The 25,247-nt window shown below is 62.0% G+C and carries 27 protein-coding genes; 13 read left to right on the top strand and 14 right to left on the bottom strand.

Annotated elements, in window-relative coordinates:
* Window positions 1-16 precede the first annotated feature (16 nt).
* The 3 genes from ACUTSC_RS08695 to ACUTSC_RS08685 all read right to left on the bottom strand — a co-directional run bounded on the left by ACUTSC_RS08695 (window position 17) and on the right by ACUTSC_RS08685 (window position 1,982).
* Window positions 17-868 carry an N-acetylmuramoyl-L-alanine amidase-like domain-containing protein gene (locus tag ACUTSC_RS08695; protein WP_197766685.1) on the bottom strand — a complete coding sequence of 284 codons (852 nt, stop codon included), beginning with the start codon at window positions 866-868 and terminating at the stop codon, window positions 17-19.
* Between the two features lie 104 nt (window positions 869-972).
* Window positions 973-1,515, bottom strand: coding sequence for a GNAT family N-acetyltransferase (locus ACUTSC_RS08690; RefSeq protein ID WP_063991211.1), 543 nt, complete (start codon window positions 1,513-1,515; stop codon window positions 973-975).
* Complete coding sequence (locus tag ACUTSC_RS08685) at window positions 1,515-1,982, bottom strand: acyltransferase (protein WP_033637546.1); 468 nt, start codon at window positions 1,980-1,982, stop codon at window positions 1,515-1,517. Before ACUTSC_RS08685 ends, ACUTSC_RS08690 begins: the two co-directional genes overlap by 1 nt.
* Window positions 1,983-2,187: 205 nt before the next feature.
* On the opposite strand from ACUTSC_RS08685, the gene ACUTSC_RS08680 reads away from it, so the two are divergent.
* Window positions 2,188-2,778: a Yip1 family protein gene (locus ACUTSC_RS08680; RefSeq protein ID WP_004939641.1), complete on the top strand. Its 591-nt coding sequence runs from the start codon at window positions 2,188-2,190 to the stop codon at window positions 2,776-2,778.
* A gap of 57 nt (window positions 2,779-2,835) precedes the next feature.
* Here the strand turns inward: ACUTSC_RS08680 and ACUTSC_RS08675 are convergent, their stop codons facing one another.
* On the bottom strand, window positions 2,836-3,687 hold the full coding sequence (locus ACUTSC_RS08675; protein ID WP_197773774.1) for an EamA family transporter: 852 nt from the start codon (window positions 3,685-3,687) through the stop codon (window positions 2,836-2,838).
* Window positions 3,688-3,931: 244 nt separating this feature from the next.
* Complete coding sequence (locus ACUTSC_RS08670) at window positions 3,932-4,222, bottom strand: hypothetical protein (protein ID WP_445653274.1); 291 nt, start codon at window positions 4,220-4,222, stop codon at window positions 3,932-3,934.
* 64 nt (window positions 4,223-4,286) lie between these two features.
* Between ACUTSC_RS08670 and ACUTSC_RS08665 the strand changes: the two genes are divergently transcribed.
* Genes ACUTSC_RS08665 through ACUTSC_RS08655 form a run of 3 tightly spaced genes read left to right on the top strand, consistent with a single transcriptional unit; the run spans window position 4,287 to window position 6,980 of the window.
* Window positions 4,287-5,003: an ABC transporter ATP-binding protein gene (locus tag ACUTSC_RS08665; protein ID WP_445653327.1), complete on the top strand. Its 717-nt coding sequence runs from the start codon at window positions 4,287-4,289 to the stop codon at window positions 5,001-5,003.
* Between the two features lie 16 nt (window positions 5,004-5,019).
* Window positions 5,020-5,976 carry an ABC transporter substrate-binding protein gene (locus ACUTSC_RS08660; RefSeq protein WP_443003001.1) on the top strand — a complete coding sequence of 319 codons (957 nt, stop codon included), beginning with the start codon at window positions 5,020-5,022 and terminating at the stop codon, window positions 5,974-5,976.
* Complete coding sequence (locus ACUTSC_RS08655) at window positions 5,973-6,980, top strand: iron chelate uptake ABC transporter family permease subunit (protein WP_197773771.1); 1,008 nt, start codon at window positions 5,973-5,975, stop codon at window positions 6,978-6,980. Before ACUTSC_RS08660 ends, ACUTSC_RS08655 begins: the two co-directional genes overlap by 4 nt.
* Window positions 6,981-6,993: 13 nt before the next feature.
* Here the strand turns inward: ACUTSC_RS08655 and ACUTSC_RS08650 are convergent, their stop codons facing one another.
* The 5 genes from ACUTSC_RS08650 to ACUTSC_RS08630 all read right to left on the bottom strand — a co-directional run bounded on the left by ACUTSC_RS08650 (window position 6,994) and on the right by ACUTSC_RS08630 (window position 12,005).
* Complete coding sequence (locus ACUTSC_RS08650) at window positions 6,994-8,517, bottom strand: flavodoxin domain-containing protein (RefSeq protein WP_445653273.1); 1,524 nt, start codon at window positions 8,515-8,517, stop codon at window positions 6,994-6,996.
* Between the two features lie 5 nt (window positions 8,518-8,522).
* Window positions 8,523-8,948: a PAS domain-containing protein gene (locus tag ACUTSC_RS08645; RefSeq protein WP_060421025.1), complete on the bottom strand. Its 426-nt coding sequence runs from the start codon at window positions 8,946-8,948 to the stop codon at window positions 8,523-8,525.
* A gap of 230 nt (window positions 8,949-9,178) precedes the next feature.
* The gene (dld, locus tag ACUTSC_RS08640; RefSeq protein ID WP_197773769.1) at window positions 9,179-10,885 is read right to left on the bottom strand and encodes a D-lactate dehydrogenase; all 1,707 of its coding nucleotides are present in this window, start codon (window positions 10,883-10,885) and stop codon (window positions 9,179-9,181) included.
* A 125-nt stretch (window positions 10,886-11,010) separates the two neighbouring features.
* A complete protein-coding gene (gene map, locus ACUTSC_RS08635) occupies window positions 11,011-11,805 on the bottom strand; it encodes a type I methionyl aminopeptidase (RefSeq protein WP_063991218.1) in 795 nt (264 codons plus the stop codon).
* A complete protein-coding gene (locus ACUTSC_RS08630; RefSeq protein WP_006324220.1) occupies window positions 11,802-12,005 on the bottom strand; it encodes a ParD-like family protein in 204 nt (67 codons plus the stop codon). Before ACUTSC_RS08630 ends, map begins: the two co-directional genes overlap by 4 nt.
* 168 nt (window positions 12,006-12,173) lie before the next feature.
* Between ACUTSC_RS08630 and ddlA the strand changes: the two genes are divergently transcribed.
* Window positions 12,174-13,277: a D-alanine--D-alanine ligase gene (gene ddlA / locus ACUTSC_RS08625; protein ID WP_197773768.1), complete on the top strand. Its 1,104-nt coding sequence runs from the start codon at window positions 12,174-12,176 to the stop codon at window positions 13,275-13,277.
* 34 nt (window positions 13,278-13,311) lie between these two features.
* Here the strand turns inward: ddlA and ACUTSC_RS08620 are convergent, their stop codons facing one another.
* Together ACUTSC_RS08620 and ACUTSC_RS08615 are read right to left on the bottom strand one after the other, a co-directional pair.
* Window positions 13,312-14,091, bottom strand: a complete 780-nt coding sequence (locus ACUTSC_RS08620) for an ABC transporter substrate-binding protein (RefSeq protein ID WP_060421038.1) — start codon at window positions 14,089-14,091, stop codon at window positions 13,312-13,314.
* A 34-nt stretch (window positions 14,092-14,125) separates the two neighbouring features.
* Window positions 14,126-15,280: a methionine aminotransferase gene (locus tag ACUTSC_RS08615; RefSeq protein ID WP_197766677.1), complete on the bottom strand. Its 1,155-nt coding sequence runs from the start codon at window positions 15,278-15,280 to the stop codon at window positions 14,126-14,128.
* Between the two features lie 118 nt (window positions 15,281-15,398).
* Between ACUTSC_RS08615 and ACUTSC_RS08610 the strand changes: the two genes are divergently transcribed.
* The 3 genes from ACUTSC_RS08610 (at window position 15,399) to ACUTSC_RS08600 (ending at window position 19,724) form a co-directional block, all read left to right on the top strand.
* Window positions 15,399-16,319 carry a LysR substrate-binding domain-containing protein gene (locus ACUTSC_RS08610; RefSeq protein WP_197773767.1) on the top strand — a complete coding sequence of 307 codons (921 nt, stop codon included), beginning with the start codon at window positions 15,399-15,401 and terminating at the stop codon, window positions 16,317-16,319.
* A gap of 112 nt (window positions 16,320-16,431) precedes the next feature.
* Window positions 16,432-18,729, top strand: coding sequence for a beta-glucosidase BglX (bglX, locus tag ACUTSC_RS08605; protein WP_197766675.1), 2,298 nt, complete (start codon window positions 16,432-16,434; stop codon window positions 18,727-18,729).
* 71 nt (window positions 18,730-18,800) lie between these two features.
* A complete protein-coding gene (locus tag ACUTSC_RS08600; protein WP_197766674.1) occupies window positions 18,801-19,724 on the top strand; it encodes a DUF7916 family protein in 924 nt (307 codons plus the stop codon).
* Here the strand turns inward: ACUTSC_RS08600 and ACUTSC_RS08595 are convergent.
* Both ACUTSC_RS08595 and ACUTSC_RS08590 read right to left on the bottom strand, forming a co-directional pair.
* Window positions 19,721-20,434 carry a methyltransferase gene (locus tag ACUTSC_RS08595; RefSeq protein ID WP_445653272.1) on the bottom strand — a complete coding sequence of 238 codons (714 nt, stop codon included), beginning with the start codon at window positions 20,432-20,434 and terminating at the stop codon, window positions 19,721-19,723. The two genes, ACUTSC_RS08600 and ACUTSC_RS08595, sit on opposite strands and share 4 nt — an antisense overlap.
* A 6-nt stretch (window positions 20,435-20,440) precedes the next feature.
* Window positions 20,441-20,749, bottom strand: a complete 309-nt coding sequence (locus tag ACUTSC_RS08590) for a hypothetical protein (RefSeq protein WP_443003005.1) — start codon at window positions 20,747-20,749, stop codon at window positions 20,441-20,443.
* A gap of 355 nt (window positions 20,750-21,104) precedes the next feature.
* Here ACUTSC_RS08590 and ACUTSC_RS08585 point away from each other — a divergent pair, with 355 nt between their 5' ends.
* The 5 genes from ACUTSC_RS08585 to ACUTSC_RS08565 all read left to right on the top strand — a co-directional run bounded on the left by ACUTSC_RS08585 (window position 21,105) and on the right by ACUTSC_RS08565 (window position 25,220).
* Window positions 21,105-21,497 (top strand): hypothetical protein, encoded by a 393-nt coding sequence (locus tag ACUTSC_RS08585; protein ID WP_197773766.1) that lies wholly within the window; start codon window positions 21,105-21,107, stop codon window positions 21,495-21,497.
* 185 nt (window positions 21,498-21,682) lie between these two features.
* Window positions 21,683-22,732, top strand: a complete 1,050-nt coding sequence (locus ACUTSC_RS08580) for an ABC transporter substrate-binding protein (RefSeq protein ID WP_197766672.1) — start codon at window positions 21,683-21,685, stop codon at window positions 22,730-22,732.
* Window positions 22,729-23,730 (top strand): FecCD family ABC transporter permease, encoded by a 1,002-nt coding sequence (locus tag ACUTSC_RS08575; protein ID WP_049201062.1) that lies wholly within the window; start codon window positions 22,729-22,731, stop codon window positions 23,728-23,730. Before ACUTSC_RS08580 ends, ACUTSC_RS08575 begins: the two co-directional genes overlap by 4 nt.
* Window positions 23,723-24,502 carry an ATP-binding cassette domain-containing protein gene (locus ACUTSC_RS08570; protein WP_197773765.1) on the top strand — a complete coding sequence of 260 codons (780 nt, stop codon included), beginning with the start codon at window positions 23,723-23,725 and terminating at the stop codon, window positions 24,500-24,502. Before ACUTSC_RS08575 ends, ACUTSC_RS08570 begins: the two co-directional genes overlap by 8 nt.
* Window positions 24,495-25,220, top strand: coding sequence for a substrate-binding domain-containing protein (locus ACUTSC_RS08565; protein WP_197766928.1), 726 nt, complete (start codon window positions 24,495-24,497; stop codon window positions 25,218-25,220). Before ACUTSC_RS08570 ends, ACUTSC_RS08565 begins: the two co-directional genes overlap by 8 nt.
* The last annotated feature ends 27 nt before the right edge of the window (window positions 25,221-25,247 follow it).

Genomic DNA, 25,247 nt, shown 5'->3' with positions numbered 1-25,247 from the left:
GTTATGCGGCGGGGGATTATCGGCTGAGCGAACGCAGCACCACGATGCCCGGCGTAGCCATCACGTAATCCATAAAGGGCGAATCGACCACCCGCATGTTGGCCTTGCGCGAAGAGGCATTGCGCAGCACCGGGCCGTTGTCGGTCATCACGAAGATGCCGGTGTGGGTCACGTCCAGCCCGTCCAGGTTGGTGTAAATACCGATGTAATCGCCGGTGCGCAGCTGGGCCAGCACCTTGTCGTCGAGGTTGTCGCTGGGGATATAGGTCACGCTGCGTTGTACGTTGGGCAAACCGGGCAGGTAGCTGCTGCCGTCCGCCTTGCGGTTGAGGGTTTTCACCAGGGTGACGGCGTGCGGGCTGAGCTGCGCGGTGATGTCTTCGGCCACCTGGTGCGGCCGTTGCGCCCAGTCGGTGAAGAAGTGTTTGCGCTGCGGGAAGGCGATTTTGCCGTCGACATAGCGAATGTCTACCAGACGCTGTACGAACTCGCCCTCGCTACGGGCGGTGCTGAGCGCTTCCACATAATCGATGTAGGTGAAGCAATCCAGCCCGCGGAAGTCGATCACCAACTTCTCGGGCGTGCTCTGCGAGCCGATCAGGCGGTTGGCGAGATAGGGCGTGCCGAGAAATTCGCGCGAAATCAAATCGACGGTGCGGCCATGCGGCTGTGCGGCGGGCCAACCGGCGCGCAGCGCGAGGATCTCACGCAGCTTTCTGCGGGTGCTGGCGTCCATCTCAGGCTGCACGCCCGGCGGCGAAGCGGTGACGTCGGTCGGCGGCGTTGCGGGGGGGACGGCGGCGGGGCGATCGGCGCATCCGCTCATGGCGATAGCTAACATCAGTAAAACAACCTTGTTCTGGTTCATACGGCCCTCCCTGGGTGTCGCTGGTTTATCAGAGTCAGTGATAACAGTTCTCATCCGATGGTAGGGGTTAAAAAGTAAACATAGCCTCAATGGCGGCCGATAAATCAGTAACCGATTTCGCTATTGAACGGCAAATACCAGAACAGCGCGATTTCGTGATCGGCGATCTCCGGCTCGGCGCGGTACAGCAAACGGTCGATGCCGCCGAGAATAAACCCGTAATGCTGGTAGCAGCGACAGGCGGCCAGATTGTTGTTCTGCGTTTCGAGCATCATACCCGAGGTTTCCTGCTGCCGCGCCCACTGTTTGGCGCAGTCCAGCAGCGCCCCGGCGATGCCCTGACGGCGCGCGTGAGCGCTGACCGCGATCTCGTCGATCAGGGTATAACCGTTCCAGTTTTTGCTCAGCGTGATGTGGCCAACGGCGTCGTCCTGGCGATACGCCAGGAAAGTAGCGCTGTCTTCGTTGGCGAACGGCGCCAGGGGATACTGCTTGCGAAACGGCGCCACCGGGTGGGTTGGCCAGCTGTCGACCGGCGTGTCGAACTGCGGCAGGGCGTAACAGCGGATGGTAAAGCCGAAATCGCCGCGCGTCAGGTAATCATCGGGCAGCGCCTCAATGGCTGCGATGCGGATGGCCGGGGTCATTACGGCAGCTCCCGCAGCAGGCGCGCCGGGTTGCCGGCATAAATCCCCTTGCGGGTGATGTCGCGGGTCACGACCGCCCCGGCGCCGATCACCGCGTCGCTGCAGATCTCCACCGCCAGGATCGTGGCGCCGGAGCCGATGGATACCCGATCGCCGACGCGTGTGCGCCCCCAGCTGGCCGGATCGGCATTGGGCGCGCCGTCTTTGAACAGATCGTTGGCGAAGGTGACGCCGTGGCCGACAAAGCACGCTTCGCCGAGGGTGACGTATTCGCAGATAAAGCTGTGTGACTGAATTTTACTGCGCGCGCCGATGCTGACGTGGCGCTGGATCTCCACGAACGGGCCGACGAAGACATCGTCGCCGAGCCGACAGCCGTACAGATTGCAGGGTTCGACAACGGTGACGTTGCGCCCCGCGTCGACGTCGACGATCCCCGCCTGGCGGGTGGTGATAACGGATGACATGACCTTCCTCGCAGCCTGGTTTTTATGGTGGGAGTATAAGACAAAGCGCCGCGGCGTTGCGCTTTCCGCACGTTTTTTCGCCGAAAGACTATAATTAGTACAGGGGAGAGAGCCCCGTGGCCGCAATCCTCGCACGGGTAGCAGTCCGTCGGAGGTGTGAAATTCGTTCGCCGATCGCGGCCTACGGCGAGATAGGAGGTGTCTCATGGTCAGTCATGTTTGGGGACTTCTGGCGCATCCCAGCGCCGAGTTCGAACAGATCAAAAGCGAGAATGAAAGCGTCTCGCACCTATACACCCATCACGTGTTGCTCTTGGCAGCCATCCCGGTGGTCTGCGCCTTTATCGGCACCACCCAGTTGGGCTGGCTCTCCGGCGAGGGACATGCCATCAGGCTCGACATGTTTACCGCGCTTTATACCGCCGTGGCGTTTTACCTGCTGATGCTGGCGGGCGTAGCAGCCATGGGGAAAGTCATTCACTGGATGGCGCGGCGCTATGAATCGCGCCCCAGCCTGCACCGCTGCATGGTGTTCGCCGGCTACGTGGCGACCCCGATGTTCCTCAGCGGGATTGTGGCGCTCTATCCGGTCGTCTGGCTGTGTCTGTTTGTCGGCATTATCGGCCTGTGCTATTCGGGCTATCTGCTGAATCTGGGGATCCCGCACTTCCTGAATATCGACAGTAAGGAAGGGTTCATCTTCTCCAGCTCGACCTTCGCTATCGGCATCCTGTTGCTCGAGCTGCTGCTTGGGGTGACGGTGCTGCTGTGGGGGTACGGTTCCTGGTTGTTCTGAGTTAACGGCTGTTGTTATCGCCCCCGCGCCGGTGGAACGGCGCGGGGGCTTTTGCTTTTATACGCGGCGGAAAACCAGCATCACGCCGAGCACGATGCCCGCCATGCCCAGCAGGCTCAGCGCCGCCAGCGCGTGGCCGAGCAACAGGTAGTCCAGCAGGGCGGTCACCGCCGGGATCAGATAGAACAGGCTGGTGACCTGCACCAGGTTGCCGCGTTGGATCAGGCGATACAGCAAGAAGGTCGCCAGCACCGAGATCACCACCGCCATCCACAGCAGCGGCAGCACGAACGCCGGCCGCCATTCGACCCGCAGCGGCTCAAACGGCAGTGCCAGCGTACACATCAGCAACCCGACGGCATACTGCAGCGGCAAGACCGCCAGCGGCGGCTGCGTCATGCCTTTTTGCAGCATAGTGCCGGCGGTCATGCAGCCCAGCGCGATAAAGGCGAACAGCATGCCGCTCAGCGAGAAGTGGGCGACCATCAGGCTTTGGTACACCACCAGCGTCAGCCCGACCATTGCCAGCGCCAGGCCGAGCGCCCGCAGCCCGGTGCAGCGCCGTTCGGTGATGAACTGGGTGAGGATCGGCTGTACGCCGAGCAACGTCGCCAGCACGCCGGGCGTAATACCCTGTTCCAGCGCCAGCAGATAGCCGATCTGATAGCTGCCAATCATCAACACGCCAATCAGCGCGACGCGCCGGCGGGTGCCGGGAGCGGGCAGGCACTGGCGCTGCCACAGGCCGATGGCCAACAGCACCGCCAGCGCGATGGCGCAGCGGAAGAACAGAAAAGCGAAGGCGGAGGCGTGCTCCAACCCCCAACGGGAGAAGATCGCGCCGCTGCTCCAAAGCAGGACGAACAGCGTAGCCAGGCCGGCATTGGCCCAGAGAGAAGGTAATCGCATGTCAATTTCACCTGTCGTGAAAATTACAGGCTCCGGCGCGCGCGGCGGTCTACGCCTGAACGCTACAGATCAATAAGCCGGAGGTAAAAAGTCGGTTTTGCTTAGCGCACGACCACAATGCGTGGCGGGTAAGCGGCAACCGCTGAAACGACAGAGGAAACGGCGGGTGGGGCGGAGGAAGCACACAGCAAAACGACGGCCGGAATGGTCGCGTCTGTCGGATCTGTGCTGTGCGCCAGGTAGGTCATGTGAGTTCCTGAAAATCGGCAATGAAACTAATCGCTTCAAACATAACCAAGTTCGCCGGGGTGCGCAATCGGAAATCACTATGATTTAATTGATAATGAAAATCATTATCATTAATAAAAGGCTGTGCTATGTTGCTTTGGTCGCGCAGTGTTGACGCAGGGGCGCGGCTTGCTCCCTGCCTGGCTCCACGCAGCACGTGCGGCAAAAGACGTTGCGATTCGTTTTTGCAGAAGGCGCGTAATCGTGGTAAAAACATTGATATGTTATAATATAACAATTTAAGCATGATGAATTCAATTCACGACATCCTCCACGTTGATGGGGTTAGCCTGACCGGCCACGGTGAGGCATTGATACTCGACAACATCCATTTCGCGCTGCGCGCCGGTGAGAAGCTGGCGGTGATCGGCCCTAACGGCAGCGGCAAGTCCAGCCTGCTGCGTGCCCTAATCGGCGAAATGCGGCCGGACAGCGGCGGCATTTACTGGCGAGGGCACGCCTTGTCCGCGTGGCCGGCGGCGGAACGTGCCAAAAGCATCGCCTTTCTGGCGCAAAACGATTCGCCGGATTTGCGGCTGTCGGTTGAGGATTACGTGGCGTTGGGCCGTTTGCCGCATGGTGCACGCTCTGCGGCGGGAAAACGCATCGTTGACGAAGCCATCGGGGAAGCCGGGCTGGCGCCGCTCAGGCACCATCCGTTGGGGCGGCTCTCGGGCGGCCAGCGTCAGCGCGCTGCGCTGGCTCGGGCGTTGGCGCAGTCTCCCGATCTGTTGTTGCTGGATGAACCGACCAATCACCTCGATCCGCCCGGGCGCTCGGCGCTGCTGTCGTTAGTGAAAAATAAAGACATCGCCGTGATTGCGGTACTGCATGACCTGCCCGTGGCAGAGGCGTTTGCCGATCGGATCCTGGTGCTCAACGAAAGCCGTCAGGTGGCCTGTGGTACGCCCGAGGCGGTGTTACAGACCTCGGTGATTTTGCCGGTGTTCGGCATGAACAGCTTCAAGGTGGCGCATCCCGTCAGCGGGAAAACGCTGCGCATTTTTGACGTTCCCCATTGCGCTTGATAAACCAGAGAGAAACATGAACGCACGCGTATTCATCCTGCTTCTGCTGCTGGCCGCCAGGTCGGCGGCGGCCGAACATTTTCCCGTCACCGTAGAAAGCTGCGGTGTGCCGGTCACCTTCAACCAGGCGCCGCAGCGCGCCGTCATCAACGACATCAACATGGCCGAGATGGCCTTTGCACTGCATCTGCAGGATCGCATTGTCGGGCTGACCGGCATCACCGGCTGGTACAAACTGACGCCCGACTTCAAGGCCGCGATGGGCGCCATTCCCGAACTGGCGCCGAAATATCCCGCTTTGGAAACGCTGCTGGCGGCACAGCCGGACTTCTTTTTCGCCGGCTGGAATTACGGCATGAAGATCGGCGGCGACGTCACGCCGGAGAAACTCGCGCCGTTCGGCATCAAAACGCTGGTGCTGAGCGAGAGCTGCGTACAGGCCGGCGGGCGGCCGCAGAAGGCCGATATGAACCTGCTGTATGACGATGAGCTGAAGCTCGGCAAGATTTTCGGCAAGCGGCAAGAGGCCACCGCGCTGGTTGAGGGCTGGAAGCGCCGGTTGGCTGCGCTGCCCGCCAGGCCGGCGGGCCAGCCGCCGCTCAAGGTGTTCGTCTATGACTCGGGGGAGGAGAAGCCTTTCACCAGCGGCAAATACGCTATGCCGACGGCGATCGTCGAAGCGGCGGGCGGCCGCAACGTGATGGACGGCTTGCCGGCGAGCTGGACGACGGCGTCCTGGGAGGCGGTCGCGGCGGCCGAACCCGACTTCATTATTCTGCTGGATTACCAGACCGGATCGGGTGCCGATGCGCTGCGGCGCTTCCTCGAGTCCCACCCGTTGATGAAATTGACGCCTGCCGTACGGCACCACCGCTATCTGAAACTGCAGTATGCGGAGCTGACGCCGGGGCCGGCCAACATCGGCGCGGTGGAAAAGCTGGCGCGGGCGCTGTACGCGCCGGAGGCTGAATGAACTCGCCGACCCGGCGGTTTATGCTGCTCGCGCCGTTGGCACTGTCGGTATTGTGCGGGTTAATGATCTGGAGCCTGCAGCTGGGCAGCGTCGCGCTGTCATGGCGGCAGACGATGGCGGCATTGGGGCTTTCATCGGTGCCCCTCTCCGGCATGCTGGATACCATCGTCGTGCAACTGCGGGTGCCCAGAGCCTTGCTGGCGGCCTTGACCGGCGCCGGGCTGGCGATGACCGGCGCGCTGCTGCAGACCACCACCCGCAATGAGCTGGCCGATCCTTTTTTGTTTGGGCTCTCCTCCGGCGCCTCCGCCGGCGCGGTGCTGGTCATCACGCGCTTCGGCGACGCGCTCGGCGCGCTGACGTTGCCGCTGTCCGCTTTCGTCGGCGGCATTTTGTCCGCATTGGCGGTGATGATCCTGTTTCGCGTCGGCCGGGTCAGGCGCGCCGAGCAGCTGATCGTTTGCGGCCTGGCGGTCTCGTTTTTGTTCAGCGCGCTCACCAGCTACCTGGTGTTTTCCGGCGATCAGCGGGCGGCCGGTTCGGTGTTGTTCTGGTCGCTCGGCGGGTTGGGGCTGGCGCGTTGGGATAATCTGTTCATTCCGCTGGCGAGTTTCGTGCTGCTGGCCGGGTTTACGGCGCTGCGTTGGCGGGCGCTGGACGCGCTGCTGGCGGGCGAACAAACCGCCCATTCGATGGGGGTCAACGTGGCGCGGCTGCGCACCGAGACCTTTCTGTGCTGCGCACTGTCCACGGCGTTTCTCGTTTCGCTGACGGGCGTGATCGGCTTTGTCGGGCTGATGGTGCCCTATCTGGCCCGGCGCCTGGTGGGCGTGCGCCACCGTTTGGCCGTGCCGATGTGCGGCCTGCTGGGGGCGCTGCTGCTGACCGGGGGCGACATGCTCAGCCGCAGCCTGATCCCCCATCAGGAGCTGCCCATCGGCATCATTACGGCGGGGCTGGGGGGCGCGTTCATCGTGTCCTTGCTGCTGCGCGCGGAACGATGAACGCTACCCTGCCTCAATAGAGTTCCAGATGCAGGCGCTGCTGCTCAATCAGCGTCTGCCACAGATTTTCCGCCCCGCAGGCTTGCTCCAGCGCCGTTGCCACGGCATGTTCCAGATACTGGCGATTGCCGCACAGGTAGACATGCGCTCCCCGGCGCAGCAGGCCGCTGATGGCATTGGCATGATCGCCGATCGCATGCTGCACATAGTATTTGGCGGCGGCGTCGCGCGAGAAGGCGGTGATGAGGCGCGTGAGCACGCCCGCCGCGTTCAGTGCAGCCAACTCCTCGCGATACAGGAAATCTTCATCGCGCCGTTTTTCGCCGAAGATCAGCACGGTTTCGCGCCGTTCACCCTGGGCGGCCATTTCGCGCAGCAAGCCTATCAAGGGTGCGATGCCGGTACCGGTACCAATAAGCAGCACCGGCACAGTGGTATCGCGCGGCAGGTAAAAGCCGGGGTTGGCGCGGCAGAAGAGGCGGAAAGGGCCGGGTTGGCTGAGCAGCCAGCCGGTCGCCGTGCCGCGCCGGATGCGGCCGCCGCGTTCATAATGTACGTCGCGCACGCACAGATCGAGGCTCTCTGCCCGCGTTGCCGAAGCGATGGAGTAGGCGCGCGGCAGGCAAACGGGCAGCAGCGCCAACAGGTTCTCCAGCGTGACCGCGTGCGGCGGGCAAAAATCGTGCAGCACGTCCAGCAGATCGGCGCCGTACAGATAGCTCTCCAGGGCTTTGCGTTGGCGGATCTTAAGCAAGCCTTTGAGCTCTTCGCTGTCGGCCAACTGCGCCAGTTCGCGCAGCGTCGTTTTGCTGAGCTGGCGCAGCTCCCGGCGGCGCAGCGCGTCGGCGGCCTCCGGTCTGCCGAGCCAGTCTGCCAGCCGGATCAATAATCCTTCGTCGTTCTCCGGCAACAGATAGACGGTATCCCCCGCCCGGTAAACGATGCCGCTGCCGGCGATATTCAGCCGCAGGTGCCAGGCCTGCGGCGTGCGTGCGCTGAGCGGCCGCCGTTCGAGGAGGGGGGCGCTGAACGCATGGTCTTCGCCGTAGGCGGTCACGCGCAGATGCAAATCGCGGCCGACCTGGGTATCGCCGGCCAGCACCTTCTCCAGCGTCGTCAGCCAGGTTGCGAAGAACGGTTCGAAGTTAACGTCGGCGTCGACGCGATTGATGATGGCGCGGGCACCGTATTGCGTCAGACGCGCATCCAGCGCCTGCGTGAAGCCGCAGAAATGCGGGTACGCGGTGTCGCCGAGACCGAAGATGGCGTAGCGCAACCGGTGGCGATCCGGCCATTGCGCCAGCGCGTCGGAAAAGCGCTCGGCGTTGGCGGGCGGTTCACCGTCGCCAAATGAGCTGGAGACGATCAGCAGGGCGTCACGTTCGCCCACATCGGCGGGCTGGATGGCGTTAAGTTCTTTCACGACGGGGCGGTAGGGTTGCAGGCTGCTTTGCTCGCCCAGGCGCATCGCCAGCGCCCGGGCGTTGCCCGACTCCGAACCGTAACCAATCAGGATGCGTTCGATAAGGTCGGCCATGGCGGTTACTTGTCGTAGTGGTTGTCGAACTGTTCTTTGGCGAATTCCACCGATTCGAAGTCGGTCATCAGATCGTTGATCACGCGGCGGATGCTGATATAGGCCGCGATATTGCCCTGGGCGTCATACAGCGGCTGCACCGTGGTGTCGACCACGTACAGCACGCCGCCTTTGCCGACGTTCGGAATGATGCCGGTCCAGATGCCGCCTGCCTTGATGGTGTCCCACATCGCTTTGTAAACCGCTTTCGGCACGGAAGGGTGGCGCACGATGCTGTGGGGCTGACCCACCAGCTCTTCCCGGGAAAAGCCGGTCAGTTGGCAAAACAGATCGTTGACGTAGGTGATGGTGCCCTGCAGATCGGTGGTGGAGATCACCATCACTTTATCGAGCGCGGACAACAGCTGGGCGGAATCGAGGGTCTGACTCATGGTAGGTTCCTTCTCATTAACAACTTCGCGGTGATTGCCACGGCGGATGCCATGTATCCGTCATGACAGCTTTGTAATTGATTCTCATTTGCGATTATGTGGTGAATGGTAATCGGGAAGTTTATAAGTTGCAATAAAAATGCATCTTTAAGGGCGCAGAAAGATCACGACGAGGCAGGCAGGGGGGAGGAAGCCCGCGCCGGGTGCGGCGGCGGGCTAATCGGGCGGTCTTAGCGGGGGCCTTCGGCCCAGCCTTTGCGTTTGCTGGTTTTGCCGATGCCGGGGTTGAAGCTGTTGGTCGGATCGGCGGCGCGGTAGAACGCCTGCAGATCCGCCTTGGCGTGGTACAGGTGGCCGACGTTATGCTCCGCCGGGTACTCGGCGCCGCGCCGGTTAAGGATCTCGAGCATCTTTTCCTTCAGCGCGTGGCTGTCGACGCCCTTTTTCACCACGTAGTCCTGATGGAAGACGTGGCACATAAAGTGGCCGTAGTACAGCTTATGCACCAGCTGGCTGTCGATCTCCGGCGGCAGGGTTTCGAACCAGTCGGTGTCGTTGCGGCGCAGGGCGATATCCAGCGCCAGAATATCCTCCACCTTGTCGGCGTGCACCGCATGGTAGCGCACGGCGGCGCCGGCGGCGGCGAAGCGGTGCAGGAAGGCCTTTTTGCCTTCGTCAGGCGTGCAGGCGAAGAAAGCGCCTTCGGCCTGGGCGAAGTACTCGGTCAGGTAGCGTTGCGCTTCGTCTACGCCGGGGCCGGCCATCTTCAGCAGCAGGTGATGTTCGAAACGTTCGCGGTATTCCTTCATACGCTTCGGCAGGTGGCTCGGCGCCAGATGGCTCAGGCCCTGCATCAACCGATCGGTCAGGTTGTGCGGCAGCAGCGGCAGCTTATTGAGGCTGGCGTCCATACGGCCTTTCAGGGTGAAGAAGCGCGGCATCTGATCGGTGCCGAGCTTGTCGATCATCATGAAGGTGTCTTTGCCGTATACCTCGGCGATGTCGAAGATATCACGGTGCATGTACTCACCGGCCACCGGCAGGTTTTCGAACTGGCTCAGCATGTGGCGGCGCAGTTCGGTCAGCACCGCGGTGTCGTTGGTGCCGATATAGAACACCTGCTCTTTGCCTTCTTTCTCGAAGGTGTCGAGCCGCACCGCGAACACCGCCAGCTTGCCGGCGCAGCCGGAGGCCTCGTACAGGCGGCGTTTGTCGGCGTTGAAGCGGGAAGGGGTGTCGGCATCGACGTCGCGCACCCGGCTGGCGTACTCGTTATCCGAGGCGCGCAGCTCGCCGTACTCGACGTCTGTCGGGCGATAGTCGCCTTTTTCCAGCCGGGTAAGGATCTCTTCAGGCGTGTCGCCGAGGCGGATGCCCAAATGGTTCACCAGGCGCAGCTGGCCGTCTTCCCCTAGCTGGGCGTACAGTGCCATTTCGGTATAGGCCGGGCCGCGTTTCACCAGCGAGCCGCCGGAGTTGTTGCACACGCCGCCAATCACCGAGGCGCCGATACAGGAGGAACCGATCACCGAATGCGGTTCGCGGCCGTAGGGTTTGAGCAATTTCTCGAGGTGGTGCAGGGTGCTGCCGGGGAAGCCGACCACCTGCTTGCCGTTGTCCAGCACCTGAATATGGTCGAGGCGCAGGGTGCTGACGATGACGATGTCGCGGTCATAGTCGTTGCCGCTGGGGGTTGATCCTTCGGTCAGGCCGGTATTGGCGGCCTGCATGATGACGATTTTGTCGGCGGCCACGCAGGCCTGCAAAATGCGCCACAGCTGCAGCAGGCTGGTGGGAAACACCACCGCCAGCGCCTGGCCTTCGCCGGAGCGGAACCCCTTGCGATACCGCTCGGTGTTGCGATCGCCGGTTAACAACTGCGGGCCGCCGACGATGTCCTTGAGCTGATTGATAAACGTCTGATTGCCTAACTGCATGCTGCCTGTCTCCCTGTCATCTCCGTCGCTTTAACCGCGGCGCCGGAGTGCCGCACATAAGCTAAGAGGTTATCATTTAAATAACTTATTAAGCTATCAGCTTACCAGGCTAATGGCTTGCGGGTTTAGTAGCGCTCGGCGTAGCCGGCCCGGCGCTCTTCGTCGCGCAGCGTCAGGATCTCCACGCCGTCGGCGGTGACCGCCACGGTGTGCTCCCACTGCGCCGACAGTTTTTTGTCGCGCGTCACCACCGTCCAGCCGTCTTTCTTCTGCTTGATGCGGCGGTCGCCCTGGTTGATCATCGGCTCGATGGTGAACACCATGCCTTCCTGCAGCACCAGACCGCTGCCGGGTTGGCCGTAGTGCAGCACCGCCGGCTCTTCATGCATATCGCGGCCGATGCCGTGGCCGCAATACTCCCGCACGATGCTGTAACCGGCTTGCTCGGCGTGCCGCTGGACGGCATGGCCGATATCCCCCAGGGTAGCGCCCGGTTTTACCGCGCGAATGCCTTGCCACATCGATTCATAGACGTTGTTCACCAGCCGTTTGGCCAGCGGCGTCACCTGGCCGACGCAGTACATCTTGCTGGAGTCGGCGATATAGCCGCCGTTTTCCAGCGTGATGTCTACGTTGATAATCATGCCGGAACGCAGGATTTTGCTGGCCGACGGCACCCCGTGGCACACCACGTCGTCGATTGAGGTGTTGAGCACATAGGGGAAATCATACTGCCCCTTGCTGGCCGGGCGCGACTTCAGCTCGTCGACGATAAACGCCTCGGCGCGGTCGTTGATCTCCATGGTGGAGATGCCTTCGACGATGACCTCATCGAGCATAGCAAACACTTTGGCCAGCAGGGCGCCGGAATGGCGCATTTTGGCAATCTCTTCCGGCGTTTTAATCACAATCTGTTTCACCCGACAATCTCCTTCAGCGTCAGCGCGTTATCTTTCATCATCTTTTTTACCAGCTGCGGGTAGGTCAGTTCCGGATGGAACTCCGCCAGCATGCCGATCTTGATCCAGTACTCGGCCTGCGCGTTGATCGAACGCGTCATGGTCAGGCTCGCGAGGCGCAGATCGTCGTGCAGCGCGTCTGAAATTTTTACGATGCCCATCGGCGTCTCCCTAAGTGAACGATATATGAAGTGTATACGTTTAGGATGGTCATGATGTGGCATTCTGTGGCGTAAGAAGATTCTGGCAACAAGGATTGCCGCCGCCAGGCAATGCGTTTATTGTGATGAACGACTTTTTTGCCATGATTTTTCAGAAGGATTTAAGGCGTGACTAAACTACGTGTTGGGGTGATTTTTGGCGGTAAATCGGCGGAGCATGAGGTGTCGCTGCAGTCGGCCAAAAACATTGTGGATGCAATCGACAAAGAGAAGTTTGACGTCACGCTGCTGGGGATCGACAAACAGGGGCAGTGGCACATCAACGACGCCTCCAACTACCTGCTCAACGCCGAGAACCCGGCGCTGATCGCGCTGAACCGCTCGAACAAGAACGTGGCGCTGATCCCGGGCCAGGAAAAACAGCAGCTGATCGAAGCGGGCAGCGCCGGCGCGCTGGGCCAACTGGACGTCATCTTCCCGATCGTGCACGGCACGCTGGGGGAGGACGGTTCGCTGCAGGGGCTGCTGCGCATGGCCAATATGCCGTTCGTCGGCGCCGGCGTGCTCGGCTCGGCGGTCAGCATGGATAAAGACGTGACCAAGCGCCTGCTGCGCGACGCCGGGCTGGCGGTGGCGCCGTTCGTCACCCTGACGCGCGCCAACCGCGCCGGATTCACGTTTGAGCAACTGAGTGAGCGCCTCGGCCTGCCGCTGTTCGTCAAGCCGGCCAACCAGGGCTCCTCGGTCGGGGTCAGCAAGGCGGAAAACCGCGCCGAGTTCGACGCGGCGGTATCGCTGGCCTTCAGCTTCGATCACAAAGTGCTGGTGGAGTCGGCGATCGTCGGCCGCGAGATCGAGTGCGCGGTGCTGGGCAACGACGATCCGCAGGCCAGCGTGTGCGGCGAGATCGTGTTGAGTGACGCCTTCTATTCTTACGACACCAAATACATCAATGAGCAGGGCGCTCAGGTGGTGGTGCCGGCGGCAATCGCGCCGGAAGTGAGCGACCACATCCGCGAGGTGGCGCTGAAGGCGTTCCGCACGCTGGAGTGCTTCGGGCTGGCGCGGGTGGATGTGTTCCTGACGCCGGACAACCAGGTGGTGATCAACGAAATCAACACGCTGCCGGGCTTCACCAATATCAGCATGTATCCCAAGCTGTGGGCCGCCAGCGGCGTCAGCTATCAGGCGCTGATCACGCGCCTGATCGAATTGGCGCTGGAGCGCCACCAGCAGGATCGCGCGCTGAACAGTTCGGTGTTCGATCGCTAAACGCGGCAGGGGGCGGCGGTGCCGCCCCCGTCTATCACTTCACCGTCACGTCGATGTCGCCGAAATACTTCTTCGACAGCGCCGCCACCGTGCCTTGCTGTTTCACTTTGGCGATGGCGGCATCCAGTTTTTTCTTCAGCGCCTCATCCCCTTTACGCAGGCCGAAGGCGATACCTTCACCGAGGATTTTGTCGTCGCGCACCGCCTCGCCGACGAAGGCGAAGCCTTTGCCGTCCGGCTGCGACAGGAAGCCGCTTTGCCCCGACGGCGCCATCACCAGCGTGGCATCGAGCCGACCGGCCGCCAGATCGAGGTAAACCTGGTTCTGATCCTGATAAGACACCACGTCCACGCCCGCCGGCGCCCAATGGGTTTTGGCGTAAATCTCCTGAATCGATCCTTGCAGCACGCCCACGTGTTTGCCCGCCAGCGATTTGGCGTCCGGCAGCAGGCCGCTGTCGGCCTTGGCGATCAGGCGGTTCGGCACCTGATAGATGGCGTCGGTAAAGGCGATCGCCTGACGCCGCTGTTCGGTCACGTTCATCGCCGAGTTGATGGCGTCGAACTTGCGCGCCTGCAGCGCCGGGATCAGGCTGTCGAACGAGGTTTCCACCCAGCTGCATTTCAACTGCGCGGCGGCGCACACCGCGTCACCCAGTTCGATGTCGAACCCTTCCAGTTTGCCGCTGGCGGATTTGGATTCGAACGGCGGATACAGCGCTTCCAGGCCGAAGCGCAGGCTGTTTTCCGCCGCCAGCGAAGTGCCGGCGGCCAGCAGGCATCCGGCGGCGAACAGCGTTTTCAGTGCTTTCATAGGCAGTGCCCCTTTCCCATGGTCGGACAAAAAATTACGCCTGGCTCAGGCGGCGCGCGCCTTCCAGCAGGGTCTCGTTATCTTTGGAAAAACTCAGCCGGATAAGGCCGGTATTGGTGCCGTCGCTGTAGAACGCCGACAGCGGGATCGTCGCCACCTTCGCTTCGCGGATCAAGCGTACGGCGAAATCATTGTCGCTTTCGTGACTGAAGCCGCTAAAGCGGGCCAGCATGAAGAAGCTGCCGCGGCTGGGCAGCAGCTCAAAGCGCGAATCCTGCAAGGCGCTGGCCAGCAGATCGCGCTTTTGTTGGTAAAACGCCGCCAGCCCCAGGTAGCTCTGCGGGTTGGCGAGCGCGGCGGCGAAGGCGTGTTGCATCGGCGTATCGGCGGAGAACACCATAAACTGGTGCACCTTGCGGATCTCGTCCATCAGCGCCGCCGGCGCCAGGCAGTAGCCGACGCGCCAGCCGGTGACGTGGTAGGTTTTACCGAACGACGACACGATCACGCTGCGTTCCGCCAGCTGCGGATAGCGCGCCATGCTGTGGTGAATATCGCCGTCGAACACCACGTGTTCGTAGACCTCGTCGGACAGGATAACGATATCGGTGTCGCGGGTCAGGGCGGTCAGGCGCTCGATGTCGTGCTCGTCAAACACCGCGCCGGTCGGGTTGTGCGGCGTATTGACGATGATCATGCGCGTTTTGCCGTTGATGGCGGCGGCCACTTCGTCCCAGTCGACGCGAAAATCCTGCAGCGACAGTTTGATCGCTACCGGCGTGGCGCCCTGCAGGCGCACGATCGGCGCATAGCTGTCGAACGCCGGCTCGAAATAGATCACCTCGTCGCCGGGATGCACCAGCGCGCTGATCGCCGAGTACAGCCCTTCGCTGGCGCTGGCGATCACCGTGATTTCTTCGTCGGCGTCATAGCGTGCGCCATACAATCGTTCAGCTTTTTCCGCCAGAGCAGCACGTAACGCCGCCACGCCGCTCATCGGCGCGTATTGGTTATGACCTGCGCGCATGGCTTGTGCCGTTGCCTCGATCAGCTGCGGGTCGCCGGCGAAGTTGGGTGCGCCCTGCGACAGATTGAGAGCCTGATGCTCGGCGCTGAGTTGGCCAATGACGGTGAAAATGGTGGTGCCGACGTCCGGCAGCTTCGAGCGGGATGAGCAGGCGCTCTGCATGATGGGCTCCAGGCAAACAAGGAAGTGTTGAGCGATTAAGCATCAGCCGGCGTAGGCGGACAAGGGAAAGTTTGTCATACTTGCCATGCACTACGATCATACCTAATCGAGGCCCGCTATGCCGATATCCCTGCCGTCGCTCGACGTGTTGAAAACCTTCGTGGTGGTGGCGCAACGCCTCAACTTTACCCATGCCGCCCGGCAGCTGCACCTGACGCAGGGGGCGGTCAGCAGGCAAATCCTCGGGCTGGAACAGCGTCTGGGCTATCCGCTGTTCAGCCGCCAGGCGCGCGGTTTGGCGCTGACGCCGCAGGGCGCGCAGCTGCTGGCGCCGGTGCAGCAGGCGCTGGGGCAACTGGACGAGGCGCTGACGCGGGCCGCCGCCCCGCCGGGGGCGCTGCGCATCAAATGCCCGACCTGCGCGATGCGCTGGGTGCTGCCGCGCATCATTCGCCTGCAGAATGAACGGCCGGACATGCATATCGAGCTGACCGCCTCGGTGTCGCACGGTCTGGATTTCAGCACCGAGCAATTTGACGCCGCGGTGGTATTCGGCCGGCCACCGGGTAAAAAGCTGGCCGCGCACCTGCTGTTCGACGAAATCCTCACGCCGGTCTGCACGCCGACGTTCCTGCCGCCGGCGCCCCGGCTGGCGGATTTGACGGATAAAACCCTGCTGCACCCGACGCGCGATCGCCGCGACTGGCTGCGCTGGCTGAAGGCGGCGGGGGCCGATGCGCTGCCTTCCGGCAAGGCCCAGCATTTCGATACTCTCGATCTGGCGATGAGCGCCGCGCTGCAGGGGTTCGGCATCGCCATCGGCGATCTGTGCCTGCTGGAGGAGGATATCCAGGCGCAGCGCATCGTGACGCCGTTCCCGCTCTGCGTCAGCAGCGGTGCGGCCTATTATTTGGTCTATCCTGAACGCACGGTAGCGCCGCCGACGTTAACCGTACTGGTCGATTTTCTGGCGGCGGAGGCTGCCGACAGCCGCGCCCGGCTGCAGAACTACCTGCCGATAACCTGTAATGCTTTGTAAACATTACCGATGCGAATTCCCTTGGCGATGAAACAGAGTGTGGCAAACTGTTTCTTCACTCCGATTAAACCCCGCGGCTTTGGCGGCGGAAACACGCCTGAGATAAAACAAGATGAAATGGCTTTGTGTGGTGAGTATGTTGTCCGGTCTGGCCCTCAGCCCGGCTTTTGCGCAGGAAACGCCGATAACGCAGGGCATTCACGCCCAGCAGCGCGACGCCTTCGTGTCCCATTTGATGAAGCAGATGACGCTGGAAGAGAAGATCGGCCAGCTGCGGCTGATCAGCGTCGGGCCGGATAACCCGAAAGAAGCGATCCGCGAGGGCATCCGCAAAGGGCAGATCGGCGCCATCTTCAATACCGTCACCCGTCCGGACATTCGGGTGATGCAGGATCAGGCGATGCAGCTCAGCCGCCTCAAGATCCCGTTGTTCTTCGCCTATGACGTGGTGCACGGCCAGCGCACCGTGTTCCCGATCAGTCTGGGGCTGGCGGCCAGCTTCGATCTGGAAGCCATCGCGCTCAGCGCCCGCGTGGCGGCGCAGGAGGCCAGCGACGACGGCCTCAACATGACCTTCGCGCCGATGGTCGATATCACCCGCGATCCGCGCTGGGGCCGGGTCTCCGAAGGCTTCGGCGAAGACACCTGGCTGGTATCGACAATCGCCAAGGTGATGGTCGACGGTTTCCAGAACGGCGATCCGGCCAAGCCCGGTTCGGTGATGGCCAGCGTTAAGCACTTTGCGTTGTACGGCGCCGTCGAAGGCGGCCGCGATTACAACACCGTCGACATGAGCCCGCTGCGCATGCATCAGGACTATCTGCCGCCTTATAAAGCGGCGGTGGATGCCGGCAGCGGCGGGGTGATGGTGTCGCTCAACTCGGTGAACGGCGTGCCGGCCACCGCCAACCCGTGGCTGCTGAAAGACCTGTTGCGCGAGCAGTGGGGCTTTAAAGGCATCACCATCAGCGACCACGGCGCGATTAAAGAACTGATAAAACACGGCGTGGCCGCCGACGCGCGCGACGCGGTACGCCTGGCGATCACCTCCGGCGTCGACATGAGCATGAGCGACGAGTTCTACGACAAATACCTGCCGGGTCTGGTGAAAGACGGGCTGGTGCCTGAAAGCGATATCGACCGCGCCTGCCGCGACGTGCTGAACACCAAGTACGACATGGGGCTATTCACCAATCCATACATGCATCTGGGCCCGGCGGGTTCCGACCCGCAGGACACCAACGCCGAAAGCCGCCTGCACCGCGCCGAGGCGCGGGTGGTGGCACGCAAAACGATGGTGCTGCTGAAGAACGATAAGCAGACGCTGCCGCTGAGCAAACAGGCGACCATCGCGCTGGTCGGGCCGATGGCCGACAGCCAGCGCGACGTGATGGGCAGCTGGTCGGCCGCCGGAGTGGTCAAGCAGTCGGTGACCCTGCGCGAGGGGTTGGAGCGGGCGGTGGGCGACAAGGCGCGCATTCTTTACGCCAAGGGCGCCAACGTCACGCAGGATAAAGGCATCATCGACTACCTGAACGAGTATGAGCCGGCGGTGGCGTTCGACACCCGTTCGCCGCAGCAGATGATCGACGAAGCGGTACAGGCGGCGAACAAGGCCGACGTGGTGGTGGCGGTGGTGGGCGAATCGCAGGGCATGGCGCATGAGGCCTCCAGCCGCGCCGACATCACGATCCCGCAGAGCCAGCGCGATCTGATCGCCGCGCTGAAAGCCACCGGCAAGCCGCTGGTGCTGGTGCTGATGAACGGCCGGCCGCTGGCGCTGAGCTGGGAGAGCGAGCAGGCGGACGCCATGCTGGAAACCTGGTACAGCGGCACCGAGGGCGGCAACGCAGTGGCGGACGTGCTGTTCGGCGATTACAACCCGTCGGGCAAGCTGCCGATGACCTTCCCGCGCTCGGTCGGCCAGATCCCGATGTACTACAACCACCTGAACACCGGCCGCCCGTTCGGCAAGGAGAATCCGGGCAAGTACACCTCGCGCTACTTCGATTCGCCGAACGGCCCGCTGTATCCGTTCGGTTACGGCCTGAGCTACACCACCTTCAGCCTGTCGGATCTGAAACTGTCCAGCCCGACGATGGCGCGCAACGGCAAGCTAACCGCCAGCGTCACGCTGAAAAATACCGGCAAGTACGACGGCGCCACGGTGGTGCAGCTGTATCTGCAGGACGTGACCGCCTCGGTCAGCCGGCCGGTAAAAGAGCTGCGCAACTTCAAGAAAGTGACGCTGAAGGCCGGCCAGTCGCAGCAGGTTGAGCTGCCGATTAGCGAAGACGATCTGAAGTTCTACAACGCCAGCCTGAAATGGGGGGCGGAGCCGGGCAAATTCAACGTGTTCGTCGGCCTGGACTCCGACAACGTGCAGGCGCAAAGTTTTACGCTGAAGTAACCCTGTCCCCCTCGTTCGCCGCGCTGAGCGAGGGGGCATCCATTCCCGCTAACGTCATCGGAGCTTGCCTCATGAAACGCTATCTGGACTGCAGCGCCAGCGATCTGGCCGATATCGGCAAAGCCGACCTGCTCTATGCCATCCGCGCCAGCGAAGGGCGCATTTTGGTCAGCGAAACCATCGCGGTCACTCAGCCGCTGCTCAATAACGTCACCAACGCCGAACTGGCGGCCAGCCAGGGCGCCGACCTGCTGCTGCTGAACCTGTTCGACGTCGACCAGCCGCACATCGCGGGCCTGCCCGCCGACGTGCCGCCGCAGGAGGCGCTGCGCACGCTGCAGCACCTGACCGGACGGGTGATCGGGGTGAACCTGGAGGCCGTCGATCCGGCCTTCGCCACCGAACATAACGATTTCTGGCAGATGACGGCGGGGCGCGCCGCCACCGCCGAGAATGCCCGCAAGCTGTATCAGCTCGGCGCGCGCATGCTGGTGCTGACCGGCAACCCGAACAACGGCGTCAGCAATCAGGCGATCGCCGCCGCGCTGAAAGCGATTCGCGATGAAGTGGGCGACGAGATGGTGCTGGTGACCGGCAAGATGCACGGGGCCGGTATCGTGCGCGAAAGCGGCAGCCAGCTGATCGGTGAGCAGGACATCGCGCTGTTCGTGGAGAACGGTGCGGACATCGTGCTGTTGCCGGCGCCGGGCACCATTCCCGGCATGTCGCAGGAGAAAGTGGCGGCGCTGATCGCCTTTGCCCAGCGGCAAGGCGCGCTGGCGATGACGGCGATCGGCACCTCGCAAGAGGGGGCCGACGTGCAGACCGTGCGGCAGATTGCGCTGATGAGCAAAATGGCCGGGGCGGATCTGCACCACATCGGCGATACCGGCTATCTGGGGCTGGCGCTGCCGGAAAACATCTTCGCTTACAGCGTGGCGATTCGCGGCGTGCGCCACACCTACAGTCGCATGGCGCGCTCGGTGAACCGCTAAGCCTGGGGTTTTTGCGCCGTCACGATGCTGAAATAGCCGAGCGACGGCAGCACCTGAGCAGGCCCGAAGCCGACGTCGCGCAGCAGGTCGCCGATTTCCCTGCCGGAGTATTGGCGGCCCTGCGTCCATCCCATCATCATCAGGCTGTACCCCGCGGCGGCAGGCGGCCCGTTGCCGTCATCGTTGTACAGCACTTCGTGGATCACGATCCTGCCCCCAGGCGGGAGGGCCGCATAGCTCTTTTGCGCCAGGAAGCGGTTCTTGTCCATCGGCCAGTCGTGGAAAATATTGGAGTACAGGTGCAGATCCGCCGCCGGGTAGGGATCGCGCCACATATCGCCGCTGTGGGTGCCGATGCGGTGGCTGAGGCCGTAATGGCGCGCGTAGTCGGCGGCGAGCGGGCACACCTCCGGCAGATCGAACACGGTGCAGGTCAACGTCGGCCAGTGGGCCGCCAGGCTGATGGCATGGGCGCCGGAGGCGCCGCCGATATCCAGCGCCGCGCGGCAGGCACCGAGGGGCAACAGCGCCGGCCAAACGCTGGCCGAGCCCATACTCAGGCTGTGCATGGCGTGGGTAAACCGCCGCATTCTGTCGGCGTCGAACGTATGGGTTTCAAACAGCTCCTGCTCGCCGTACACCTGCGAGGTATTTTTTCTGATGGCGCTTTCCAGGTTTTTCAGCGAGAAAATTTCGCTATTTTCAACCATCAAATCTCAGAAGTAGCCGAAATAATGCGGGTTGTTTTTTAACAAAAAGGTTTCCGCTTCTGGCGTGAGAGAGAATGTTTCACCGTCTCTGTCTATCAATTTTAATGCCAATAACGCCATGACCAATGTTTCCGCCGGGCGTCTTTCCACATTGGCCTGAGCGCATATATCGGTCAGGTTGCGGGGGTGCAAAGCAATAAATTCAAAGATGCCCAGGCGATGCGCGATAAGCACCGCCGGATAGAGATATAAATTCATCGTGATATCGAGAATGGTTTTGTCGTCGCATTGCGGCGGCCGGACGGAATGGTTCATGTGAATCCCCTCCCACTAAGGCATGGCGCGTCTTAACAGGCTATGTTACGCCGGTGATTTTAGCAAAGGGCAGGAGCGCGAATAACCGCAGGCCAACGCTTCCGTTGCAAATAATTCCTGGGTGAGATTATTTTTACTATGAATTGCGCGCGGCCAATATCGAGCGTGAAAAAATGATATCGGGCGGAGGTCATTGCCCTATCGTGCGTTTTTATTTTATCGGGGGTTAACTTAATCACAGTTATTAACGCGTTAGGGTTGTGCTAATCTAGGCCGCCGTTATACCGTAGCGGTGTTCGCATTCTTTTTGTGAATAATTCAAACTTAACTATTTAATTATTAAAACGAGTTAACAATGAAAAAAAGCATTCTGACCGGCATGATTGCCGCGACTCTGGGCCTGTTCAACACCGCTAATGCTGAAGGGATGGATCCTGCCGCATTGAAAAACGTTTATGACATCACGCGCAATACCGCCGGGCTGATGTCTTACTGCGTCGATAAAGGTTTCCTGAAAGCCGACAGCTTCGACAACGCCAAGAAAATGGTGGCCTACGTGGCGGCTATTCCCGGCGGCGTCGACACCCGCGACGGCGACAAGCGCGAAGCGATGGGCCGTGAAGGCAATGTGCTGAACGACGACGGCAAAGTGGTTGCGTTGGAAAAAGAAGCGCCGCAGGGGCTGCAGGCATGGTGCCAGCAGGCTGACGAAGGGATCCGCCAGGGTCTGACGTCTATCGGTCAATAAGTCTTCTTCACGCGCCCTTTCAGGGCCGATGGGATCCGTCGCCATACCGGCGGATCCGCTTCCAGGAGCGCATTCACGCCTCGTTTACCTCCCGAGTACCCGCATCCGGTTTGATCCCGCTGATTGTTTCGCCATGCTCATCGCTATATTATTTGCTATACAACGATAATCAACCGGTCACTGCCATGTTTAACTTTCTCCCGCGCCTGCTGTTGGCGCTTGTTTTGTTTTCCACCGCCGCCCAGGCGGATCGCCAGGTCACCGATCAGCTCAATCGCCAGGTGACGTTGCCCGATCGCATCACCCGCGCGGTGGTGCTGCAACACCAGACGTTGAACCTGTTGGTGCAGCTTGATGCGATGCCTCAGGTGGTCGGTGTGCTCAGCAGTTGGAAAAAGCAGCTGGGGCCAAACTACCTGCGGCTGGCGCCGACGTTGGCAACCCTGCCGATGCCGGGCGATCTGACGTCGGTGAATATCGAGAGCCTGCTCGGCCTGCATCCGCAGGTGGTGTTCGTGGCCAACTACGCGCCGCCGGAGATGATTGCGCAGATCGAACGGGCGGGCATTCCGGTGGTGGCTATCTCGCTGCGCCGCGAGGCAGCCGATCAGGCGGGCAAAATGAATCCCGAGCTGAGCGATGAAGATCGGGCCTATACGCTGGGGCTGCAGGACGGCATTCGCCTGATCGGCGAAGTGATGTCGCGTCAGCCTCAGGCCGAAGCCCTGATTAAGGACGTTATTCAGCAGCGCACGCTGGTCGCCGAACGGCTGCGCGATCTGCCGGAAGATCGGCGGGTGCGGGTATATATGGCCAACCCCGATCTCACCACCTACGGCGCCGGCAAGTATACCGGGTTGATGATGCGGCACGCCGGTGCGCTCAACGTGGCGGCGAAGGACATTCAGGGGTTTAAACAGGTTTCTATCGAGGATGTTCTGAAGTGGGATCCGGCGGTGATTTTCGTGCAGGAGCGCTACCCGGACGTGGTGAAACAGATCCTGACGTCACCGCAGTGGCAGCCGATCGACGCGGTGAAGAATAAGCGGGTCTACCTGATGCCGGAGTACGCCAAGGCCTGGGGATATCCGATGCCGGAGGCGATGGCGTTGGGTGAGTTGTGGATGGCGAAAAAACTTTACCCGCAGCGCTTTGCCGATATCAATTTGCAGCAGCGGGTCGACGCTTACTATCAACGTTATTACCGCGCCACCTGCTGCCAGAGCGGGCAATGAGGCTGGGCTGGCTGGCGTTGTTGACGCTGTGCTGCGCGCTGTTTTCGCTCGGCGTTGGGCGCTTTCAGGTGCCGATGACGCACAGCCTGATGATTTTGCTGGAGCCGTTCACCGGGCAGCATTATGCCGGCATCGATGCTATCCAACGCCAGGTGATCCTGGGCGTGCGCGTGCCGCGAGTGCTGTTGGCGATGGGCGCCGGCGCAGCGCTGGCCCTGTGCGGCGCGGCTTTGCAAGGCGTCTTTCGTAACCCGCTGGTCGATCCGCATATCATCGGCGTGTCGTCCGGCGCGGCCTTTGGCGGCACGCTGGCTATCCTGCTCAGCCTGCCGTTGGCGGCGCTGCTGCTGTCGGCTTTTGTTTTCGGCATGGCGGCGCTGCTGCTGATTTTCACTCTCACCAGCGCCATCGCGCGGCGCAATATTCTCTCTTTGGTACTGGCGGGGGTGATCCTCAGCGGCTTCTTCTCCGCCTGCGTCAGCCTGATGCAATATCTGGCGGATACCGAAGAGAAACTGCCGAGCATCGTGTTTTGGCTGCTTGGCAGCTTTGCCACCGCCGATCGGCAAAAGCTGCTGATGCTGTTTGTGCCTTTGCTGTTGGCCGGCGGCTTGCTGTTGGCGCTGCGCTGGCGCATCAATTTGCTGTCGTTGGGCGATGAGGATGCCGGTGCATTGGGCATCAACGTGGAGCGCACCCGCTGGCTGATTTTGACGCTGTGCGCCGCCATCGTGGCCGCCCAGGTGGCGGTCAGCGGCAGCATCGGCTGGGTCGGCTTGGTGATCCCGCACGTGGCGAGGCGGCTGGTGGGGCCGGATCACCGGCGCCTGCTGCCGGCTTCGCTTTGCCTGGGGGCCCTGTACATGCTGTTGATCGACGATTTGGCGCGCACGCTGAGCAGCAGCGAAATCCCGCTGGGCATTCTGACCGCGCTGATTGGCGCGCCGCTGTTCGCGCTGCTGCTGCGCCGCGCGCAAGTGAGAGGCTGGCATGACTGACACCTTATTGGCCGCCAGGGGCGTGAGTTTCGCCTGGCCGGGCGGGGCTCCGCTGTTCCAACATCTGGACATTCAGCTGCGGTGCGGCGAAGTGCTGGCGATATTGGGCCCGAATGGGCGTGGCAAGAGCACGCTACTGCAGCTGTTGTTAGGCAGCCTGACGCCGCAATCCGGCGAGATTGAGCGCCGCGGTGAGATGGGCTTTGTCCCGCAGCACTTTGCGCCGCCGTTCGCCTATCGGGTGCTGGATATCGTATTGATGGGGCGGGCGCGCCATGTCGGCCTGTTCCGTTTACCGTCAGCCGAGGACCATCGGCTGGCGAGAGAAGCGTTGCAGTCGTTGGATTTGCAGCACCTGGCAGAGCGTGAGTTTGGCAGCCTATCCGGCGGCCAACGTCAATTAGTGATGATCGCCCGCGCGTTGGCAATGCGCTGCGAGGTGTTGATTCTGGATGAACCAACTTCGGCGCTGGATCTGCATTACCAGGATCGGGTGTTGAGCCTGATGGCCCGCCTGGCGCGGGAGCAGCAGTTGGCGGTGGTGTTCTCCACGCATCAGCCCAATCATGCACACGCGGTGGCCGATCGGGCTTTGCTGTTGGGCAAGGAGGGGCGCAGCCGGCTCGGGGCCTGTCGCGAGGTGTTAACGGCGCAATCCCTGTCACCTCTGTTCGAGCTGGCGATCGAACGGGTGCCGCTGACGGTGGCGGGCCGCCGCTACGCGACGCTGGTGCCGCTGTATCGCAGCCAATTGGAGCGACATGATGAGTGATATCCTGCTGTTTGCCGCCGGCAGCCTGCGGCTGGCGTTTGCGCCGCTGCTGTCGGCGTTTCAGCGGCACGCCGGGCAAAAAGTCACGGCGGAATTCGGCCCGGCGGGGTTGTTGCGCCAACGGATAGAGAATGGCGAGCGGCCACAGCTGTTCGCCTCGGCCAACGTGGCGCACCCGCAAAGGTTGGCGGCTCTTGGGATGGCGGGGGCGGTGCAGATTTTTGTGCGCAATCGGCTCTGCGTGACGGTTCGCAACGTGCCGGCATTAACCGAACGTCCGCTGCCGGAGGTGCTGTTCGATCCGCACTGGCGCCTTGCCACCTCGACACCGGGGGCAGATCCTTCCGGCGATTATGCGCAGCGGCTTTTCGAACGCTGTGAGCAATACTGGCCGGGGCAAGGGGAAGCGTTGCGCCGCCGGGCACTGCCGTTGGTTGGCGGTATGGATTCCGCCCCGGTGCCGGCGGGCCGGCTGGCGGCGGAATATCTGATAGGCGACGGGCAGGCGGATATTTTTCTCGGCTACGCCAGCTATGCTCCGGCTTTAGCCGCCTACCCGACGTTGGCGGTGCGGCCGTTGGCGCCGCCGCTGGACATTGAGGCGGATTATGGTTTATGCCTGTTGGATGACGGCGCACAGCGGTTGGCCGCATTTATCTTGAGTGAAACGGGGCAGGCAATCCTGAGCCGACACGGGTTTATGCGGCGCGCGGAATGACTCGCCGGGCCAGGCGGCCCGGAGATT

It is taken from the genome of Serratia sp. TSA_105.2, assembly GCF_052692115.1.
The sequence above is the reverse complement of the archived record's forward strand: the minus strand, read 5'-3'. Positions and strand labels throughout refer to the sequence as shown.

What these genes read in the sequence shown, in the direction of transcription:
- ACUTSC_RS08680 (WP_004939641.1), top strand. Translation starts at nt 2,188, where the DNA reads ATGGTCAGTCATGTTTGGGGACTTCTGGCGCATCCCAGCGCCGAGTTC.
- ACUTSC_RS08565 (WP_197766928.1), top strand. Translation starts at nt 24,495, where the DNA reads ATGAGTGATATCCTGCTGTTTGCCGCCGGCAGCCTGCGGCTGGCGTTT.
- ACUTSC_RS08585 (WP_197773766.1), top strand. Translation starts at nt 21,105, where the DNA reads ATGAAAAAAAGCATTCTGACCGGCATGATTGCCGCGACTCTGGGCCTG.
- ACUTSC_RS08595 (WP_445653272.1), bottom strand. Translation starts at nt 20,434, where the DNA reads ATGGTTGAAAATAGCGAAATTTTCTCGCTGAAAAACCTGGAAAGCGCC.
- ACUTSC_RS08685 (WP_033637546.1), bottom strand. Translation starts at nt 1,982, where the DNA reads ATGTCATCCGTTATCACCACCCGCCAGGCGGGGATCGTCGACGTCGAC.
- ACUTSC_RS08675 (WP_197773774.1), bottom strand. Translation starts at nt 3,687, where the DNA reads ATGCGATTACCTTCTCTCTGGGCCAATGCCGGCCTGGCTACGCTGTTC.
- ACUTSC_RS08570 (WP_197773765.1), top strand. Translation starts at nt 23,723, where the DNA reads ATGACTGACACCTTATTGGCCGCCAGGGGCGTGAGTTTCGCCTGGCCG.
- ACUTSC_RS08655 (WP_197773771.1), top strand. Translation starts at nt 5,973, where the DNA reads ATGAACTCGCCGACCCGGCGGTTTATGCTGCTCGCGCCGTTGGCACTG.
- ACUTSC_RS08660 (WP_443003001.1), top strand. Translation starts at nt 5,020, where the DNA reads ATGAACGCACGCGTATTCATCCTGCTTCTGCTGCTGGCCGCCAGGTCG.
- ACUTSC_RS08590 (WP_443003005.1), bottom strand. Translation starts at nt 20,749, where the DNA reads ATGAACCATTCCGTCCGGCCGCCGCAATGCGACGACAAAACCATTCTC.
- ACUTSC_RS08695 (WP_197766685.1), bottom strand. Translation starts at nt 868, where the DNA reads ATGAACCAGAACAAGGTTGTTTTACTGATGTTAGCTATCGCCATGAGC.
- ACUTSC_RS08690 (WP_063991211.1), bottom strand. Translation starts at nt 1,515, where the DNA reads ATGACCCCGGCCATCCGCATCGCAGCCATTGAGGCGCTGCCCGATGAT.
- dld (WP_197773769.1), bottom strand. Translation starts at nt 10,885, where the DNA reads ATGCAGTTAGGCAATCAGACGTTTATCAATCAGCTCAAGGACATCGTC.
- ACUTSC_RS08610 (WP_197773767.1), top strand. Translation starts at nt 15,399, where the DNA reads ATGCCGATATCCCTGCCGTCGCTCGACGTGTTGAAAACCTTCGTGGTG.
- ACUTSC_RS08645 (WP_060421025.1), bottom strand. Translation starts at nt 8,948, where the DNA reads ATGAGTCAGACCCTCGATTCCGCCCAGCTGTTGTCCGCGCTCGATAAA.
- ACUTSC_RS08615 (WP_197766677.1), bottom strand. Translation starts at nt 15,280, where the DNA reads ATGCAGAGCGCCTGCTCATCCCGCTCGAAGCTGCCGGACGTCGGCACC.
- ACUTSC_RS08630 (WP_006324220.1), bottom strand. Translation starts at nt 12,005, where the DNA reads ATGGGCATCGTAAAAATTTCAGACGCGCTGCACGACGATCTGCGCCTC.
- bglX (WP_197766675.1), top strand. Translation starts at nt 16,432, where the DNA reads ATGAAATGGCTTTGTGTGGTGAGTATGTTGTCCGGTCTGGCCCTCAGC.
- ACUTSC_RS08650 (WP_445653273.1), bottom strand. Translation starts at nt 8,517, where the DNA reads ATGGCCGACCTTATCGAACGCATCCTGATTGGTTACGGTTCGGAGTCG.
- ACUTSC_RS08600 (WP_197766674.1), top strand. Translation starts at nt 18,801, where the DNA reads ATGAAACGCTATCTGGACTGCAGCGCCAGCGATCTGGCCGATATCGGC.
- ACUTSC_RS08575 (WP_049201062.1), top strand. Translation starts at nt 22,729, where the DNA reads ATGAGGCTGGGCTGGCTGGCGTTGTTGACGCTGTGCTGCGCGCTGTTT.
- ACUTSC_RS08620 (WP_060421038.1), bottom strand. Translation starts at nt 14,091, where the DNA reads ATGAAAGCACTGAAAACGCTGTTCGCCGCCGGATGCCTGCTGGCCGCC.
- ACUTSC_RS08670 (WP_445653274.1), bottom strand. Translation starts at nt 4,222, where the DNA reads ATGCTTAAATTGTTATATTATAACATATCAATGTTTTTACCACGATTA.
- ACUTSC_RS08580 (WP_197766672.1), top strand. Translation starts at nt 21,683, where the DNA reads ATGTTTAACTTTCTCCCGCGCCTGCTGTTGGCGCTTGTTTTGTTTTCC.